We start from the raw sequence: 615 nt of genomic DNA, 5'->3' as shown, positions 1-615 counted from the left end.
TAAGCGCAAGGTGATGGTGCAATTTCATTGTGTGTTACTGGCCTGTTTGTTTACAACAAGTTGCACTACAGTACTCGATAAGGCCCATGGTTATCGCGGGCCCATCGTTGTGACAATTAAAACAGAAGATGGCTCAGTGTCGGAGTTTCCTTTTTTAATAGAGTCTGTGTACACAGAGTCGTGTGGTCATAGTAGTTGTGGCATAGACTCTGGTTATAGATATCTAAAAACGAGCTATGCCAATGAGCCAATTACCTTCCCGCGTGAGCGCTTAGACCTATTGCAAGCTAATGCCTACGCAACAATTCTTTTTAAAGTTACTCATCCTAATTATCACTACATCGTCTTTACTCGAGGTTTTGCGCCCACCGATGCTGATGACCCCATTTATGTTACGTTTACTGTTAAGCCGTTTGCTGAACAAATGAACAAAGTGGCTGGCTGGGCGACTGGTTATAAACAAGAGATGCAAAAATTCATACCAGATAGCAGAGAATTTAAAGAAGCAGACATGATGTATCGCCAAGAGCGTTTTAATTTAGGACAGATGATTGCAAGGCATATCACGTTGACTAAAACGGTTTACTTACCCCATTTTTCAAAACGCATGCAACA

1 protein-coding gene is annotated in these 615 nt (G+C 41.8%); it reads left to right on the top strand.

Annotation, left to right across the window (positions count from 1 at the left end; translation table 11 throughout):
• Positions 1-13 precede the first annotated feature (13 nt).
• Positions 14-615: hypothetical protein (locus tag AOG26_RS20325; RefSeq protein WP_054564110.1), on the top strand; the 602-nt coding region annotated here is incomplete at its 3' end.

It is taken from the genome of Pseudoalteromonas sp. UCD-33C (genome assembly GCF_001306895.1).
Lineage (GTDB): Bacteria > Pseudomonadota > Gammaproteobacteria > Enterobacterales > Alteromonadaceae > Pseudoalteromonas.
The sequence above is the reverse complement of the archived record's forward strand: the minus strand, read 5'-3'. Positions and strand labels throughout refer to the sequence as shown.